The organism is Pontibacillus salicampi (genome assembly GCF_042434395.1).
Classification (GTDB): Bacteria; Bacillota; Bacilli; order Bacillales; family BH030062; genus Pontibacillus; species Pontibacillus salicampi.
Genome location: NZ_JBHLTP010000008.1, coordinates 82771 through 99190, shown reverse-complemented (window position 1 = coordinate 99190; position 16420 = coordinate 82771). Strand labels below are relative to the sequence as shown.

General features: G+C 39.9%; 18 protein-coding genes and 1 riboswitch. Of the genes, 9 read left to right on the top strand and 9 right to left on the bottom strand.

The window, feature by feature from the left end; all coding sequences use genetic code 11:
• Positions 1-32: 32 nt before the first annotated feature.
• Positions 33-134, bottom strand: a riboswitch (purine riboswitch).
• 221 nt (positions 135-355) lie between these two features.
• The gene (locus tag ACFFGV_RS10095) at positions 356-748 is read left to right on the top strand and encodes a VOC family protein (protein WP_377347343.1); all 393 of its coding nucleotides are present in this window, start codon (positions 356-358) and stop codon (positions 746-748) included.
• Positions 749-990: 242 nt separating this feature from the next.
• On the top strand, positions 991-1995 hold the full coding sequence (locus ACFFGV_RS10090; RefSeq protein ID WP_377347340.1) for a potassium channel family protein: 1005 nt from the start codon (positions 991-993) through the stop codon (positions 1993-1995).
• Here the strand turns inward: ACFFGV_RS10090 and ACFFGV_RS10085 are convergent.
• From ACFFGV_RS10085 to ACFFGV_RS10075, 3 genes are all read right to left on the bottom strand, one after another.
• Positions 1984-2388, bottom strand: a complete 405-nt coding sequence (locus ACFFGV_RS10085) for a YugN-like family protein (protein WP_377347338.1) — start codon at positions 2386-2388, stop codon at positions 1984-1986. The genes ACFFGV_RS10090 and ACFFGV_RS10085 overlap by 12 nt on opposite strands.
• Positions 2389-2669: 281 nt before the next feature.
• The gene (locus tag ACFFGV_RS10080) at positions 2670-4022 is read right to left on the bottom strand and encodes a glucose-6-phosphate isomerase (RefSeq protein ID WP_377347336.1); all 1353 of its coding nucleotides are present in this window, start codon (positions 4020-4022) and stop codon (positions 2670-2672) included.
• A gap of 180 nt (positions 4023-4202) precedes the next feature.
• The gene (locus ACFFGV_RS10075; RefSeq protein ID WP_377347334.1) at positions 4203-5369 is read right to left on the bottom strand and encodes an iron-containing alcohol dehydrogenase; all 1167 of its coding nucleotides are present in this window, start codon (positions 5367-5369) and stop codon (positions 4203-4205) included.
• Between the two features lie 174 nt (positions 5370-5543).
• On the opposite strand from ACFFGV_RS10075, the gene ACFFGV_RS10070 reads away from it, so the two are divergent.
• The gene (locus ACFFGV_RS10070) at positions 5544-5777 is read left to right on the top strand and encodes a DUF378 domain-containing protein (RefSeq protein WP_377347332.1); all 234 of its coding nucleotides are present in this window, start codon (positions 5544-5546) and stop codon (positions 5775-5777) included.
• A gap of 42 nt (positions 5778-5819) precedes the next feature.
• Here the strand turns inward: ACFFGV_RS10070 and yugI are convergent, their stop codons facing one another.
• Complete coding sequence (gene yugI / locus ACFFGV_RS10065) at positions 5820-6218, bottom strand: S1 domain-containing post-transcriptional regulator GSP13 (protein ID WP_377347331.1); 399 nt, start codon at positions 6216-6218, stop codon at positions 5820-5822.
• 487 nt (positions 6219-6705) lie between these two features.
• On the opposite strand from yugI, the gene ACFFGV_RS10060 reads away from it, so the two are divergent.
• From ACFFGV_RS10060 to map, 3 genes are all read left to right on the top strand, one after another.
• Positions 6706-7557, top strand: a complete 852-nt coding sequence (locus tag ACFFGV_RS10060) for an alpha/beta fold hydrolase (protein ID WP_377347329.1) — start codon at positions 6706-6708, stop codon at positions 7555-7557.
• A gap of 98 nt (positions 7558-7655) precedes the next feature.
• Positions 7656-8831, top strand: coding sequence for a MalY/PatB family protein (locus ACFFGV_RS10055; protein ID WP_377347326.1), 1176 nt, complete (start codon positions 7656-7658; stop codon positions 8829-8831).
• A gap of 76 nt (positions 8832-8907) precedes the next feature.
• Entirely contained in the window at positions 8908-9660 is a 753-nt protein-coding gene (gene map, locus ACFFGV_RS10050) for a type I methionyl aminopeptidase (RefSeq protein WP_377347324.1), read from the top strand.
• Positions 9661-9998: 338 nt separating this feature from the next.
• On the opposite strand, the gene ACFFGV_RS10045 is transcribed toward map, so the two are convergent.
• Positions 9999-10583: a superoxide dismutase family protein gene (locus tag ACFFGV_RS10045; RefSeq protein WP_377347320.1), complete on the bottom strand. Its 585-nt coding sequence runs from the start codon at positions 10581-10583 to the stop codon at positions 9999-10001.
• Positions 10584-10683: 100 nt separating this feature from the next.
• Positions 10684-10899: a hypothetical protein gene (locus ACFFGV_RS10040; protein WP_377347317.1), complete on the bottom strand. Its 216-nt coding sequence runs from the start codon at positions 10897-10899 to the stop codon at positions 10684-10686.
• A 160-nt stretch (positions 10900-11059) separates the two neighbouring features.
• Between ACFFGV_RS10040 and kapB the strand changes: the two genes are divergently transcribed.
• Positions 11060-11437, top strand: a complete 378-nt coding sequence (kapB, locus tag ACFFGV_RS10035) for a kinase-associated lipoprotein KapB (protein ID WP_377347313.1) — start codon at positions 11060-11062, stop codon at positions 11435-11437.
• A gap of 47 nt (positions 11438-11484) precedes the next feature.
• On the opposite strand, the gene ACFFGV_RS10030 is transcribed toward kapB, so the two are convergent.
• Positions 11485-12663, bottom strand: coding sequence for a cation:proton antiporter (locus ACFFGV_RS10030; protein WP_377347311.1), 1179 nt, complete (start codon positions 12661-12663; stop codon positions 11485-11487).
• Positions 12664-12669: 6 nt separating this feature from the next.
• Positions 12670-13158 carry a cation:proton antiporter regulatory subunit gene (locus ACFFGV_RS10025; protein WP_377347308.1) on the bottom strand — a complete coding sequence of 163 codons (489 nt, stop codon included), beginning with the start codon at positions 13156-13158 and terminating at the stop codon, positions 12670-12672.
• 240 nt (positions 13159-13398) lie between these two features.
• Here ACFFGV_RS10025 and deoD point away from each other — a divergent pair, with 240 nt between their 5' ends.
• Together deoD and ACFFGV_RS10015 are read left to right on the top strand one after the other, a co-directional pair.
• Positions 13399-14109, top strand: a complete 711-nt coding sequence (gene deoD / locus ACFFGV_RS10020) for a purine-nucleoside phosphorylase (protein ID WP_377347306.1) — start codon at positions 13399-13401, stop codon at positions 14107-14109.
• Positions 14110-14209: 100 nt separating this feature from the next.
• On the top strand, positions 14210-14599 hold the full coding sequence (locus ACFFGV_RS10015) for a YuzC family spore coat inner layer protein (RefSeq protein WP_377347304.1): 390 nt from the start codon (positions 14210-14212) through the stop codon (positions 14597-14599).
• Between the two features lie 39 nt (positions 14600-14638).
• Here ACFFGV_RS10015 and ACFFGV_RS10010 read toward each other — a convergent pair whose 3' ends face one another.
• On the bottom strand, positions 14639-16129 hold the full coding sequence (locus ACFFGV_RS10010; protein ID WP_377347301.1) for a leucyl aminopeptidase: 1491 nt from the start codon (positions 16127-16129) through the stop codon (positions 14639-14641).
• Positions 16130-16420 lie beyond the last annotated feature (291 nt).

Sequence of the window (16420 nt, the reverse complement as noted above, 5' to 3'; positions counted from 1 at the left end):
CAACATAAAGCTTACACTACTATCCAAAGCAGCTGAACAAAAGCCATACCCATAGTCGAATGATTTACGGTCATTCGGTAGAGACTCGTGGACCTTATTTCCACTATTATATGAGCACATCCGTTATATGAAATTATTCTCATTATAACAATCACACTAATATTATCAATACATAAAAATGATTTTACGAACTATTTTATATATTAATAACAAATCATTCGTCTATTGAGCAATGATAGCAAGTGTTGTTTTATTATTTTTCAGATAGGGTATTTCACATATAGACAAAATAGACTACAATTCGATTACTCACCAGAAAATTGCTAAAGCTTATATCTAGAAGGAGACGATACGAATGAAGATGTGTATCATTAATATTTATGTAAGCGACTTGGATTTTGCCATGGAATGGTACAGAGAAGTATTGGATTTACAAGTAAAGGACCAATATAACACCTATCCAATAGCCGTAGATGTAGATACGGGGAATGATATGCGCTTACTTCTTCATAAGGCAGAAAAAGACACAAACATTGAGATTTGGAACGAATCCTCAACCATCATAACGTTCGAGGTCTCGAATTTAAGAGAGAAAATGAAAGACTTGAAAGAAAGAGGAGTTCAGCTAATGAGTGATGAACCACAATGGTTCCCAGATGGAGATCGTATTGCATTTAAAGATCCCTTTGGAAACGTTCATGAGCTGGCGGAAAAGCGATCAGAAGCTGATCCAGAAGATAGACGTTGACCAATCAATAGGTTGCTTAAACTACTGGGAAGACCAGTGCACTTATATAAAGAACATGGGCAAATGTACATATGAAACATTTGCCTATGTTCGTTCGGTTAACTGTTCCTCCACTGCAATCTTTGAAGCATTGAGGTACTGCCACAAAAATTGGTGTGCTCCTACAATTAGAACAAATCCTTCTGAGGGTTTGTTCTTTTCATTTTTGACTATACTGAAGATAAAAAAGTACGGAGGAAAAAATGAGCATTCATACTTTTTTCCAGTGGTATTTCCGAACCCCCATTTTTTTACGATTACTACTTACAGTAAGCTTCTTTATGGTCTTTTTTGGAATGATTATACATTTTGTCGAGCCACACGTTTTCCCTACCATTTTTGATGGGATATGGTGGGCTGTTATCACTGGATCAACAGTTGGTTATGGAGATCTTGTACCCGTTACTATCATTGGAAAAATACTTGGCGTGCTGTTAATCATTGCAGGAGGGGGTCTCGTGACCTTCTATATGGCTACAGTATCTGCTTCCACAGTTCGATACGAACAAGATCTTTCTCAAGGAAAGGTAGAGTATAGAGGAGAAGAGCATATTATTTTCGTAGGCTGGAATGAACGAACGAAGCAACTTATTGATATGATTCAGGAATTTGCTCCAAATGAAAACATCGTATTAATAGACAATACATTAGATTCTATTTCGTATAAACAGTACCCTATCCATTTCATCCAAGGAAATGGTTCAGAGGATGAAACGTTAATAAGAGCAAATATATATAAAGCAAGAGCCGCTATTATTACTTCTGACCCCAATATGGTTGAAAAACAAGCAGATCAATCAAGCATTCTTGCCACAGTTGCAATAAGAGGGATGAATAACGATATATTTATTATATCGGAAATTCTTACGAAGGAACAAATAGCCAATGCTAAGCGCGCTGGGTCTGACACAATAGTCAGATCTAACGACTTTATGAGCACCCTCTTTTTTCATTCTCTATACCGAAAAGGACGTACCCATCCGTTTGATACACTTGTGAAGCAGCTCTCTACACAGCAGTATAAACAACTGGAGGTTCCAACAGAACTTATCGGAGAAACGTTCTTACATTGTTCTTTTGAATTCCTAAAGCAAGAGGACTTATTATTAGGCATAGAACAAGCTGGTGAATTGAAGATTAATCCACCAGCGAAAACTATATTACAAGAGAAGGATAACTTGATCGTATTATCTCCTTTACGACAATAAGGTGCTTTCCAGTTCCTGAACTAGCTCTTTCCCAACCCCAACGTATTCTTCAGGAAATTCTGCATCGGGATCCTCTGGTTCAGAGAATTGGTCAAAGGATGCTGTTTTATTTCCAACATGTACATTATCGTCTAGGCCTATTTGATATTTATGAGATAACAGAAATGGCTCACCAAGCTTAACCGTCACTTCTTTATCGTCAAGGTGACCATTAACTACGTTAAATGGAACTCGAAGGAACTGATAGCCTACTTTATCATCAATTTCATAATCAAAGGAGCCATGGTAGTAGTCCCAATTGCCGCCAATAACATATCCAAGCGGTTTTAACCGTTGTTCAAGATCATATAAGGTGAAAATTTGCGATTCAATTTTAGAAGGAACTGGAATCATGCTTTTCCCTGCCTTTCGCTTTTTTATTAGCATGTCCGTTACCCAGGCAAATTACTATACCTTTTATTTCTTCCCATTGCGATTATCTATTGTTTAATTTCGTTTCCGCCATCGTGAGCGCGATTCCCACCATTACGGCATTGAGGCAGTGCGACAACAACCTCTTCCCAGACCATCGAAATGAAATACTCCAGCAATGCACACTTTGTTCATATAGCAAAACATAAAAAAGCCCGGCCATTGCCGGGCTTTTTCCTAACCTATTGTAGTAGAATACGGTCTTAATTATTTAACCGTTTTTCTAATTCTGCTTTTTGTGCTTCAAAGCCTGGTTTACCAAGTAATGCGAACATGTTCTTTTTGTAGGCTTCTACTCCTGGCTGATCAAATGGATTCACACCTAAGAGATACCCGCTGATCGCACAAGCCTTTTCGAAGAAATATACCATATAACCAAATGTGTACGCATCAAGTGTTGGAACGTGGAGGATTAAATTTGGTACTTGTCCATCTGTATGAGCAAGTAGTGTGCCTTCGAAGGCTTTTTCATTCACATAATCCACCGTCTTACCAGCAAGGTAATTTAAACCGTCCAGATTCTGTTCGTCTTCTTCAATGGTAATATCCTTTGTAGGCGTTTCAACATGAATTACAGTCTCAAATAAATCTCTTCGGCCATCTTGAACATACTGCCCCATGGAGTGAAGATCTGTAGAGAAATTAGCAGAGGCAGGGAAAATACCCTTTTGGTCTTTACCTTCACTTTCTCCGAATAACTGCTTCCACCATTCTGCAAAATATTGTAAGGCAGGCTCGTAGTTGACAAGCATCTCAATAGTTTTTCCTTTATTGTGAAGAACGTTACGAACTGCTGCGTATTGATAAGCAGGATTATGATCAATATCAGAATCCGCCAGCTGCTCTTGGGCTGCTTGAGCACCCTGCATCATATCCTCAATGGAGATACCGCTTGCTGCAATTGGTAGTAATCCAACCGCTGTTAATACAGAAAAACGGCCGCCAACATCATCCGGAATGACGAAGCTCTCATATCCTTCTTCCTCCGCAAGTGTCTTCAGTGCACCCTTTTGGCGATCCGTAGTTGCGTAGATACGCTTTCGTGCTTCTTCTTTGCCATATTTCTTCTCAATATAGTCACGGAATACACGAAAAGCAATGGCAGGCTCTGTAGTAGTACCACTTTTACTAATGACATTAATAGATACATCTTTGCCCTCAAGTAAGTCAAACAGGTCACGCATATATGGCGCGCTAATACTATTGCCTACAAAAATAATTTCTGGTGTGTTGCGCTGCTCTTTTCTAAGTTGATTATAAAATGAGTGATTCAGCATCTCTAAAGCAGCTCTCGCACCAAGATAAGAACCACCAATGCCAATGACTAGCAGTACATCGGAATCTGACTTTATCTTTTCAGCGCTTTGCTGTATACGGTTAAATTCTTCTTTATCATAATTACTCGGCAAATCAACCCAGCCTAAGAAGTCATTCCCTGCTCCTGTTTTTTCGTGAAGGGCATGATGGGCTAGCTTCACATTATCTTTCATGTAGCTAATTTCGTGTTCACCAAAAAAAGATAGTGCTTTTTTGTAATCGAATGTAATATGCGTCATTGTATGTATCCCTCCAATTTTCTTCCTAAACCTAACTTTATCGAAACGGTTACATCAAATCAAGAACTGTCTCTAATGTAAGCGAATACAGATGTAAAAGTTTTGTTAAGGCGTTCTATTACAGTTGTTTTTAACACAATCAAAAGAAACAGGTTGATTCTCAACCTGTTTCTTTTGATGTTACTTAGACATTGCTAATATTTGCTGCACATCTTCATCTTGTAGTTGTTTAAAATTACCGAATGGTCCACGTTTCATTGCGCGGTCCACGATTAAATCAAATTGGTCATCACCAATATCATAATCAGCTAGTGTGGTTGGAGCACCTAGGGAAGCCCAGAAAGCTTGTAATTGCTCAATTCCTTCTAAAGCAACTTCACGGTCCTCTTTACCCTCTGGATTAACATCAAATACACGGATTGCTAATTGCTTGAAACGGTCTACGTTATGATCCAGGTTATGCTTCATCCAGTTAGGGAATAAAATTGCCAAGCCCCCAGCATGAGGAATATCATATACTGCCGAAACTGCATGCTCAATGTTATGGGTTGCCCAATCTCCTCGATAGCCCATTTGGAGCATTCCATTCAAGGCGATTGTACCTGCATACAAGATAGTTTCCCGGTGCTCGTAGGATTCCAGATCTTCAAGAAGCTTCGGTGCTGTTTCGATTACAGTACGCAATACCCCTTCAGCCATGCGATCCTGCACTGGTGCATTAGTAGGCTGGTGGAAATACTGTTCAAAGATATGACTCATCATATCTACTATACCGTAAATCGTTTGGTCTCTTGGAACAGACATCGTATTCGTTGGGTCTAAGATAGAGAAGGATGGATTTGTAAACGGTGGAGCACCCCAGCCATATTTCTCATTTGTTTCCCAGTTAGTAATAACAGAGCCAGCATTCATTTCAGAACCAGTAGCTGCAAGTGTTAACACAGTACCAAATGGAATAGCGTCTGCCGGAGCCGCCTTACGTGTCACTAAATCCCATGCATCTCCATCATATTTAGCTGCTGTTGCAATAGTCTTTGTAGCATCAATGACACTACCGCCCCCAACTGCAAGGATGAAGTCTACATTGTTTTCCTTACAAATTTCTACACCTCTACGAACAGTCTTCAAGCGCGGATTGGGCTCCACACCTGAAAGCTCGCTGATAGATACATTTAACTCTTTTAATTTATTCACAACGTTATCGTATAAACCATTACGTTTAATACTTCCTCCGCCATACACTAACATTACATTATGAACATGACTTGGGATTTCATCTGATAATGATTTTAATTGATCTTTTCCAAAAATTAGTTTTGTTGGATTGTAAAAAACAAAATTCTCCATACAAATCCCCTTTCTGCTTCTTTGCATTCTCTATTATGTGCAACCTGTTATGAAATTTCAAAGAAAACGCAACTGTAAATAACTCTCAATAAAAAACGAAGTCGATGCATATTTTCTTTCAATTAAGTAAAGCTAATACAGAACCAACTTAAATTGTAAGGAGGAATACGTACAATGAGTACTATTCAACGTATTGCGTTACTTCTAGTTATTATTGGTGCAGTTAACTGGGGACTTATCGGTTTGTTTCAATTTGATTTAGTAGCCGCTCTATTCGGTGGCGGTGAACAAAGCGGTGCTTTTGCCCGTATCATTTATACACTTGTTGGTATTAGTGGTCTTATCAATCTTGGGTTGCTTTTCAAACCAAGTGAAGAAATGGCTAAAGACCCAGAGCCAGAGGCTTAATAAAAACAAAAAAATTCCGGTCACGAGGACCGGAATTTTTTATTATTTACGGAATTGATCTTCACGTTCTTTAGATTGGTTAATCCACTCATCAAGCTTATCTTTCAACGTATTAAACCCAGCAGGAGACTCTTCTTGCTGTTGAGCCTGTTGTTGCTGCTGTTGTTTAGGTTTACGTTGTTTTGGCTGTTGTTGTGGAGCTTCTTCTGTAGCACGAATGGATAAAGAATATTTACCTTTCTCTTCATCAACGTTAAGTACTTTCACCTTAACATCGTCTCCTACAGTTAAATGTTCATTAATATCTTTAACAAACCCGTGGGTTACTTCGGAAATGTGAACTAAACCTTGAACTTCTTCATCTAAAGCTACGAATGCGCCATAAGGCTGAATTCCTGTTACTTTACCTTCTAATACTTGACCTTCTTCAAACTTTGCCATGCTGAAACAACTCCCGATTAATTATATTCTCGTTTTCTTTTCACGCAATAAATAATTTTATCATATTCTCCCCTATGTAGCAAAAGGGTTTATTAATTTATTTATACGTACCAAAAATGCTCTAAAAAAATATTAAAAAATAGGTTTAATCATGTCAAGAATGGGCTATTATTATACCGTAAGACTTTCTCGTATTCCCCCTGTGTGGCAAAGCGTTCGAACGCTTTGTCTTTTTTTTGCCCTCATTAGTTAAATAATCCCTTTCCTTAACTGCTCGTATGTTTACATTCCTTTAGTAAAAACTATTTTTACATCCACCCCACTTGTGTTACCATTTACAATCAACTTTGTACGAATAAGAACGAATGCCCATTTATACGTTTAGGTTTACTATAAATGGTTTATTAACTTATATAGCGTTTCTTTCACCTATTGTGTTCCATGAAATATTGACTAATTGAAAAAAGCATATGGAGGCGGAGTAACGGTGAGCAAGATTCACAAAGAACAGCAGTGGCTGTACCATGATGGTATTAATGTATCCTATCAATATTATTCCTCCTCTCCCACTCCGAAACCTGCAATTGTATTTGTACACGGGTTATTCTCTTCAAAGTTTTGCTATAGATTTATGATACCCGAGCTTTTGGAGCACTTCGACATTTTCACATTTGATTACCCCCCATTTGGGGATACGGACAAAGTGAGTACGTATCATTATACGTACCGTAATTTTGCTCGAATTATTATTGAGCTGATGGATGATCATGATATTCCAAAAGCCTCTATTGCAGGACATTCAATGGGAGGACAAGTGGCATTATTGTGTGCCCATCTATTCCCGGAAAGAGTAGATAAACTAATTTTATTCGCTCCATCCACGTACAAGAAGAAAGCTAGCCGTGTCATGCATATGGTTAGCATGCTGCCGTTTTTTCCTTTTTTTATAAAAAAGTACTTGTACAAGAAAGGGGCTTACCAGGCATTACTTCAATGCGTATATGATCCACAAACCATTAACAAAGAAATGCTACAGGAGTATATGAGACCCTTTTTAAAGAAGGATATGTTTCATTGTCTGTCAAAGCTGATTCGTGACCGAGAAGGCGATTTACCTTCTCAACACTTGCGAGACATTTCTACAGAATGCCTGGTTTTCTGGGGAAAGGAAGATAGAGTACTACCAGTCTCGTTAGGATATAAATTAGTACAAGACATGCCAACGGCTACGTTAGAAACATTTGAGCAAATCGGACACTTATTGCCAGAAGAAGTACCGGCTATTCTTACGGATCGTATTAAACAATTTTGTACAGAACACAGACAAGCGACCTCTTAGCAAGGTCGCTTCCTTTGTGCAATGCATCTTCATTTAAAAATAATCAGTTGTTTTGTATGATAGGAAATAGTAATTGCCCAAAAAAGGAGGATGACGGAATGACACAATTCAATAAAGTAATTGATAGAACGAATACGCGCTCTGTTAAATGGGATATGACGGAAACCTTATTCAAGAATAAAGAGGTTTTACCTATGTGGGTGGCGGACATGGACTTTGAAACACCAGATGCTGTAAAGAATGCGATAGCAGAACGAGCAGCTCATGGCGTTTTTGGCTATACCATCACAGATGATAAAGTTCACCAGAGTATTCAGAACTGGTTACAGAATCGCCATCAATGGGAAATTAACACGGATTGGCTTCAGTATAGCCCAGGTGTTGTACCCTCTCTACATACGATGGTGGAGGCTCTAACAGAAAAGGAGGATAAAATCTTAATTCAGACACCAGTATATCCTCCTTTTTTCAATGTCGTTCAGAAGCATGAACGGGAATTGGTTGAAAACCCATTGGTTGAGCAGAACGGACGCTTTGAAATTGATTTCGAAGATTTTGAAAAGAAGCTGCAGCAAGGGGTGAAAGCCTTTATTCTCTGCAGTCCTCACAACCCAGTTGGCAGAGTATGGACGAAAGAGGAGCTTAAACGCATGGCAGAGCTTTGTCTGCAATATAATGTGTTAATTTTTGCGGATGAAATTCATGCTGATCTTATTCTACCAGGCTATACTCACATTCCTATAGCATCTTTATCTGAAGATATAGCTTATCAAACAATTACGTGTCTTTCGCCGACAAAGACGTTTAACATCGCTGGATTACAAGCATCCTATATCGTAACTCCAAATAAGCAGTTCCGAAAGAAAATTGAGGAACAATTTGGGCTACAAGGTGTTGGCGTAAAAATGCTGAATACATTAGGAATTACCGCGCTGGAAGCTGCCTATGAGCATGGAGAATCCTGGCTGAATGAGCTTATTCACGTATTGGATAGTAATAAACAGTATGTAATGGATACAATCCATTCCAACACAGATAAAATAAAAGTTGTAGAACCAGAAGGAACCTATTTGGTATGGTTAGATTGCAGAGGTCTGCAGCTAAGTCATGAGGAATTGAAAGAATTCATGCAAAAGGAAGCTCAAGTTGGCTTAAATGATGGGGCATCTTTTGGAAAGGATGGGGAAGGCTTCATGCGGATTAACATCGCGTGTCCTCCTTCCATACTAGAAGAAGGCGTGCATCGGATTCTACAAGCCATAGAAAGGGCATAATACAGCATTTCACTCCTTTTCTACATATACTTAGGAAAGGAGTTTTTATGCTAATGGAATGAAAGGAGCAGCTCTTATGATAACACGAAAAAGTGCTAGAGAGATTGACATGATGCAAAGGGCAGGTCAGCTCGTAGCTGATTGCCATAAAGAAATCGCCAAGCGAATGAAGCCAGGCATCACCACTATGGAAATTGACGCATTCGTTGAAGAATATATGGCTGAGCATGGGGCAACGCCTGAACAAAAAGGCTTCCAAGGATACAAATACGCCACGTGCGCATCGATTAACGACGAGGTTTGCCACGGATTTCCAAGGAATTCCCCACTAGAGGAAGGCGATATTGTTACGATAGACATGGTTGCTAATTTAAATGGCGGGTTAGCCGATTCTGCTTGGAGTTATCGCGTAGGGACTGTATCAGAAGAAGCTGACTTGTTATTAACGAACACAGAACAAGCAATGTGGAAAGGGATTGAGCAGGCAGTTGTCGGCAATCGTCTAGGAGATATCGGTCACGCTATCCAAAGCTTTGCTGAAGACAAGGGTTATGGTGTCGTAAGAGAATTTACAGGACATGGGCTTGGTCCCACTATCCATGAGGAGCCCTCTGTACTTCACTATGGTACTCCAGGTACTGGCAAGCGCCTTAAAGAGGGCATGGTCATCACAATAGAGCCTATGCTGAATATTGGAAAATGGCATACTACAAGAGATGACAACGGCTGGACTGCCAGAACACTAGATGGCACGCTCTCTGCTCAGTATGAACATACTATTGCTATAACTAAAGACGGCCCTCTCGTCCTCACCGTGTCAGAAAAGTAATGCCTAGATTGGTTACTCTTGAACACTGCGTGCTAATGTTTGCTGTGAATACGTCGGAAAAGCTCCCTTATGAGCAGAGCTTGAATTCGAGATATAATGGGTAGTGTTGAAAAAAATAACTCGAATCCAAGTCTTCGCTAAGTTCCCAACGATACAGATCAGCCTACCAGCATTGGTCGTAAACCATGCACAAGATTGCACAAATATATATCAATCAAAGTAGAGTACTGCTTAAGCAATGACACGTTCCAGATAAATCATAAAGCCGTATCACAGCATGAGTGATACGGCTTTGTTTAGGGCAATGTTATTAAACAGAATTAACGCGATTAAATGTATTAAGAAGATTCTTTTTGTTGGTCCGTGCCATCTTCAGCTGGATTAGAAGGAGCGTCCTGTTTATTAGATTCCTCTAATTGTATCTTCCCACAAGCAATACGCTCTCCTCCATTACCAGATGGCTGACTCATACCATCGTCTTCTCCAGCTGTAATTATTAAAGATGTTCCATTATTACGCAGCAAAGACGTTTTACCATCTTGCAATGTAGCTTCGGGAAGCGTCAATTCTGCTTCTACCTTTCCACTCGAATCGGCTTCGATATTCGGTAAATCTCCAAGATGAGCACCTTCCGGATTCATTAATCCATGAACCTTACCATCTGGATTTAAGTGGTTACCAGCAGATTGGAAATCTGGCTGTTCACATTTAGCGAATTCATGTACATGAATTCCATGATAACCAGGCTCTAGCCCCGTTAAGGAAAGCTTCACATCAACTCCGTTAGCTCCTTGTGAAATCGTTGCCGTACCCAGTGCATCACTTGATACATTATACATTTCTATTTCCATAGCTGACCTGTTTTGTGAATTACAGCCTGCTAACAGCAATATCATTACGCTAGCATAAAGAAACAGCTTCATACGTTATCGCCTACTTTTCTACAATATCTAGGCTTAGTGTAGCCGATTCCATATGTAATTATCCAACGTACCATGGCATAAAAAAACCATGAGTACTCTTTTACTCATGGCTGGAAGAATGGTTATGCTTAGGTTTAGAAGCGTCCTTTGTCTGCATTTGCTCTCCAAACTGCTCGTTCGCCTTTTCTTCTTCTTTTTTGGCAGCCTTTACAAACAATCGCATGACAATAACAGCAGCAATTGCAAAAAAGATTAGCGTAATCACTGCAGGGATATATTCCGTTTTATCCTCTGGAAAATAAAGAAATTCCATCATGGTGTAACAACCTCACTTATCGTCCACGTTCTTCCTTATATTATAACAGACCATCACCGGCCTACCATACGCTTACGTACATCAGATATGTCCGTTCTATGAACAGAAGCTTAAATTTGTTATGATACGAACAAGTAAATCAAGGAAGGAGGCCGTACCAATGTCGTCCTTACAGCCAGAAGAATTGGTTACAGCCCATTACAAAACAGGGAAATATATTGGAGAGATAGTAGAGGATAGGGGCTCTGCTTACCTCGTAAAGATTCTAGCCGTGTTAAGCCATCCTCAACAAGGTGACCTGCACAATCCTGGGCAAACCGAGAACGTATTCTTTCATCAAAGGAAAGCGTTGAGTCATAATGAAAAAGCCAACATATCAAAATCCTCTCTTAAGCCATTTGAAGGGGAAGTACCATCCTATATGGATTCCCTCAAGACAGCTTTACAAAAGCGGAAAGAAAAATTACAAGAAGATAACGAATTTAACCAAAAGGCAAGAGCGCAGCTGGAAGACTTAGAACAGCAATATTTCGGTTGATGAGGAACAAAGGAGGCCCATGAGATGTGGTCCCCTTTGCACTCTCTTTAATCGCCAGGTACACGTAATTTCTTGCTTTTCTTCTGCGGCTTTCCATATAGTAAATTTGTAATCTGAGGTGCTTTTTCAAACAGAACCATCCCGATAAACGCCGCTAGTACGATGTAAATTCCGCTAAACACTTTGATCATCCCTGTTGCTACTGCTGCAATAACAACGGAGAATTCTCCCCTGGAGCAAATAGACAACCCTGCACGAAAAGAAACCCGCTTCGATAAACCATACATGCGTCCTCCAAACATACCTACTAATATTTTGGCTGCCAATGACCAGCCAATTAAGACGAGCAGCAATCCTGCATATGGGATACCTTCGCTAAATTCAATGGTTGTACCAAAATAAACGAAGAATAAAGGAAGCATTAAATCCTTGACTGGTAAAACTGTCTGCTCCACCCTTTCCATTCGGCCTATTTCCGATAACATCATTCCGGCCAGAAAGGCACCAAGCACCTCTGACAAACCTAAATAAAGTGCTAATCCACCATAGCTTAAGGCTATACCAATTAATAGGGCAATTTTGAAATCCTCATCCTCTATCTTCTCCAGCAGCTCTTCAAATCGACGGAAAAGCGTCTTCCCTAATATAATCGCCCCAACTGTCAGGGCAATAATTTTTCCGATTAATAATACAATATCCATCGTTTGTAAATTGTCCCCTGAGCTCATTCCCATTAGAATAGCAACCACAATCGGCGCTACTAAATCTTCAAAGATGAGAAGCGCCAGAATGAATTCCGTTTCTGAGTTAGCCATTCTGCTCGTGTCATCCAGAAGCTTGGCTGTGATAGAGGAACTTGTGGCATATGTAACCCCACCAATAAGGAAAGAAGCAAATGGATCCAATCCAAATGCTAAGCATACGGCTAGGGAAACTCCTAGACTGAGCCCCACATCCAATAAACCTGCTGGCCATATTTTCTTTGCAATATCACCTAACCGATTCACATTGAACTCCAAACCAAGCAGGAAAAAGAGAAGTACAATGCCTACTTCACTTCCGAAATGCAAGAGTTCGTTATGATGTAACAAATCCGTAATGATAATTCCTAATAGAATATATAAAATTACACTAGGAAGCTTTATCTTAAGACTTAATAACCCAAGCCAAAAAATTAATATTAGAACGAGCCCTGCACCTAATAAAGTCGGCAGCTCTAGAGTCACAAGTTATCATTCCTCTCCTTTGCATAGAGAAGTTAGTGTCGCTATTTGATCCTTTTTACCAATCGCCATTATGACATCCCCAGGCTGAAGTTTCGTATAGGCTTCTGGTATGGCGATGATGTCTTCTCCTTTGACAATCCCTATAATGGTAGCACCCGTCTTATTGCGGATTTCAGACTCTTCTATCGTTTTATTAGTTAGAGAGGAAGCAGGTTTAATTTCTACCCAATCGATGAGAATTTGATTATTAAACATTTTTAATTTGTCTGCGTCTACAGGCTGATACGTTGCTCCTAATAATTGAGCACCTAGCTCCCTCGTTTCATCTGCCGTTAAGTCCATGCCAAAGTCCGCTTCATCGCTATCCGCATCATCAAAAAAATATAGCTCCCTCTTCCCGGAATGGTGAACGATTAATACTAGCTGACTATCTTCCGCAGTGGTCAAACAAATCTTCTGTCCAATACCTGGAAGCTTTGATATTGATATATTCATGCTTTAAAGAACCCCTTTCTCTACGCCTGCAAAATAAGTACATCTATTGGATAGTATGTCAAGCACTTCCAAAAGGTTTGCGCAAATCTCACTAGATATTTGCTATTTATGTACATTTTACCAAGGATAACGGAGAAAGCCTAGTTAGTTCCCGTTTTAATTTGAAACCGTTCCCATTTGTATTCTTTATTGGGGTATGATATTTTTATTGGGTAGAAAGATTGAAGGAGGTCATGTTTCATGACAGTACATATTGGTGCCAACAAAGGCGATATTGCGGATAAAATTTTACTACCAGGTGATCCGCTTCGAGCGAAATATATCGCGGAGAACTTTTTAGAAAACCCTACTTGCTATAACGAGGTTAGGGGCATGTATGGCTATACAGGCACATATAAAGGAGAAAGAATATCGGTTCAGGGTACAGGCATGGGAGTCCCTTCCATCTCCATTTATGTAAATGAATTAATTCAGAGCTATGACGTTCAGAAACTCATACGGGTTGGTTCCTGTGGAGCTCTTCAAAAAGACGTTAAGGTTCGAGATGTTATTCTTGCCTCCACTTCCTCCACAGATTCCCAAATGAATCGAATGGAATTTGGCGGTATCGATTTTGCCCCTACAGCTGATTTCCATTTACTAAAGGCAGCTTATGAAGCAGGTGAGAATAAAGGACTGCAGCTAAGAGTTGGAAACGTCTTTACTAGTGACAGCTTTTATCGCGATAATGCTAAAGAGCTATTTGATCATTTAGCAGCTTACAATGTACTAGCTGTTGAAATGGAAACAACTGCTCTATATACATTAGCATCTAAATATGATCGTCAAGCATTATCTGTTCTAACGGTTAGCGATCACATCATCACAGGTGAAGAAACTACTTCTGAGGAACGTCAAACGACGTTCAATGAGATGATTGAAGTTGCATTAGAAGCCGCTATTCAAGATTAATGGATAAGATACCTCTTTTCTTAGAGGTATCTTTTTTATGTAAGCAGGCACAAACCTACAAGGATGACATATAGTGAACAGGGAAAAGGAGGGTATATTTATGAAGCATTATGGTTATGTACCCTGTACTGGATGCTATTTCCCTTGCCTGCCAAGCTATAATTATAACTTCCTTCCCCTTTATTTGGTCCGGAATCGAAATTACCCACCGGTTGATCCCTCTAAATTGGAGGATTCTGCCAAGCAATGCGCCATACTATTGAAGGAGGCAGAAACACTAACCAATACATTTTCCAGCTCCTCCTCCTTCTCCCAAACCATCATGGAGGCCGCTCAAAAAAACGATCGCGAGCAAGTGAAAAAGCAGCTTACGAGCTTGGGCATCAACCATCTAGACGAGGTACACTACACTCCTGATGGCATTCAAGTCATCCTTTTACACAGCACAGAAAAGCATAACTGTACCTTAACTATTGCGTTGCATTGGTAGCAAAAACGGTCTCTTCTGCAAAAAAGAGACCGTCGAATACTAAAGATGTAAAATATAATTTGCTATCGTACTTGCCATTACTCCTGTTGGTCCCTTTGGTCCTAAGTCATACACCGAATCAGTCGTTGCTGTTCCTGCAATATCCAAATGAACCCAAGGGGTTTCCTCTGCAAATTCAGCCAGGAAGGAACCAGCCATAATGGCGTGCGCCTTTCTTCCAGGAGAGTTATTTAAATCGGCGACATCACTAGAGCGCACTTTATCCTGATACATTGTGTTGTAAGGAAGCTGCCACATTGGTTCACCCGTTCGTTGAGAAGCTTCTTCTACCTTCTTATAAAAGGCTTGGTTATTCGTCATGGCTCCTGTAGTAATATCACCAAGAGCAACAACTACTCCGCCTGTTAAAGTAGCCACATCAATGATGCGATCTGCTTTTAGCCGCTTCGCATACGTGATGCCATCAGCTAAAGCAAGTCTTCCTTCTGCATCTGTGTTTAGTACTTCTATTGTTTTCCCGCTCAATGATGTAATTACGTCATCAGGCTTAAATGCTGACCCGCTTATCATATTGTCGGTAGATGGAATGACGGCAATGATATTTTGTGCTGGCTTAAGACGTCCAACGATTTCCATTGCCCCAAGTACAGCCGCAGCACCTCCCATATCACTCTTCATCCCAACAATGCCATCCTTAGGCTTGATAGAATAGCCCCCCGTATCAAAGGTTATACCTTTTCCGACTAACCCTACTACATCGTTCCAGTCTTCTTTTCCTTGATATTTCAGCACAATCATTTTAGGAGGTTCTGTAGATCCTTGATTTACTGCTAATAAGGCTCCCATCCCCAAATTTTCCATATCTTCTTTATCTAATATTTCCTTCTCAAATCCTAATTCTTCCGCCATGGATTGAGCGTAGGCAGCTAAATCCGTCGCAGTTAATAGATTTCCTGGCAGCTGTACTAGATGGCGAGCAGTGTTAATTCCATGACCAGTAGCATACCCTTTATCAAGCGCGGATTCAATATGCTGTTTATTATCGTCCGTAAGAATACATACATTGGTTAACTTAGTATCGGGCTTCGCATTATTCGTTTTATAGTGCTCAAATTGATAAGGAGCCGTAATCATTGCTTCCGATATGAGAGAAGCAGCTTCTGTGACACTTGTTTGAGGTGTCTCAAAGCTATGGAGTAATACGGAAACCTCACTAATGTGATCCTTCTGTAATTGCTTAAAGAGGACACCGTATGCCGCTTTGAGACGACTTGGTGTTAGATTTTCCTTTTTACCAAGCCCTACAATATACAAACGTTTAGCAGGTATTTGATTCAGGGTAAATACTTTAGAAACTTTTTTGTAGGCATTGGATACATCGCCATCTTTTATGTATTGATCTAGTGCACCATCAAGCGCGTCATTATATTGCTCATACACTTGTTGATTTAGTTTATTTTCTTCATATAACCCAAATACAATTGCTTCTGATTCTGAGAACATTTCGGTTGTTGGCTGAATATGAAACATTAATTCTCCACCTCCACCTCTCATTATACAGAAAATTACCGCTATTAGGGAACGATACATATAAGAAATGCTCTAATCCCAATGAGGATGGGGACTATGGTATAATACAATAATAACCAGAAAAACAAATGAACGGTAACGGAGACAACATTTCCCTACCTTGCAGCAAAAACAAAGAGTCATTTACAAAAACTTCATATGAACTTTACGTTTATACACGGTCTAGAGCAACCTCCACCTTTCTAGTCGTGTTAAAATGGTAAGAGCGAAAATTAGGATGTAAGTCACTGA

Excerpts from the sequence above, each read along its gene's own strand:
- ACFFGV_RS10095 (WP_377347343.1), top strand. The coding sequence starts at position 356 with ATGAAGATGTGTATCATTAATATTTATGTAAGCGACTTGGATTTTGCC.
- ACFFGV_RS10090 (WP_377347340.1), top strand. The coding sequence starts at position 991 with ATGAGCATTCATACTTTTTTCCAGTGGTATTTCCGAACCCCCATTTTT.
- ACFFGV_RS10085 (WP_377347338.1), bottom strand. The coding sequence starts at position 2,388 with ATGATTCCAGTTCCTTCTAAAATTGAATCGCAAATTTTCACCTTATAT.
- ACFFGV_RS10080 (WP_377347336.1), bottom strand. The coding sequence starts at position 4,022 with ATGACGCATATTACATTCGATTACAAAAAAGCACTATCTTTTTTTGGT.
- ACFFGV_RS10075 (WP_377347334.1), bottom strand. The coding sequence starts at position 5,369 with ATGGAGAATTTTGTTTTTTACAATCCAACAAAACTAATTTTTGGAAAA.
- ACFFGV_RS10070 (WP_377347332.1), top strand. The coding sequence starts at position 5,544 with ATGAGTACTATTCAACGTATTGCGTTACTTCTAGTTATTATTGGTGCA.
- yugI (WP_377347331.1), bottom strand. The coding sequence starts at position 6,218 with ATGGCAAAGTTTGAAGAAGGTCAAGTATTAGAAGGTAAAGTAACAGGA.
- ACFFGV_RS10055 (WP_377347326.1), top strand. The coding sequence starts at position 7,656 with ATGACACAATTCAATAAAGTAATTGATAGAACGAATACGCGCTCTGTT.
- map (WP_377347324.1), top strand. The coding sequence starts at position 8,908 with ATGATAACACGAAAAAGTGCTAGAGAGATTGACATGATGCAAAGGGCA.
- ACFFGV_RS10045 (WP_377347320.1), bottom strand. The coding sequence starts at position 10,583 with ATGAAGCTGTTTCTTTATGCTAGCGTAATGATATTGCTGTTAGCAGGC.
- ACFFGV_RS10040 (WP_377347317.1), bottom strand. The coding sequence starts at position 10,899 with ATGATGGAATTTCTTTATTTTCCAGAGGATAAAACGGAATATATCCCT.
- kapB (WP_377347313.1), top strand. The coding sequence starts at position 11,060 with ATGTCGTCCTTACAGCCAGAAGAATTGGTTACAGCCCATTACAAAACA.
- ACFFGV_RS10025 (WP_377347308.1), bottom strand. The coding sequence starts at position 13,158 with ATGAATATATCAATATCAAAGCTTCCAGGTATTGGACAGAAGATTTGT.
- deoD (WP_377347306.1), top strand. The coding sequence starts at position 13,399 with ATGACAGTACATATTGGTGCCAACAAAGGCGATATTGCGGATAAAATT.
- ACFFGV_RS10015 (WP_377347304.1), top strand. The coding sequence starts at position 14,210 with ATGAAGCATTATGGTTATGTACCCTGTACTGGATGCTATTTCCCTTGC.
- ACFFGV_RS10010 (WP_377347301.1), bottom strand. The coding sequence starts at position 16,129 with ATGTTTCATATTCAGCCAACAACCGAAATGTTCTCAGAATCAGAAGCA.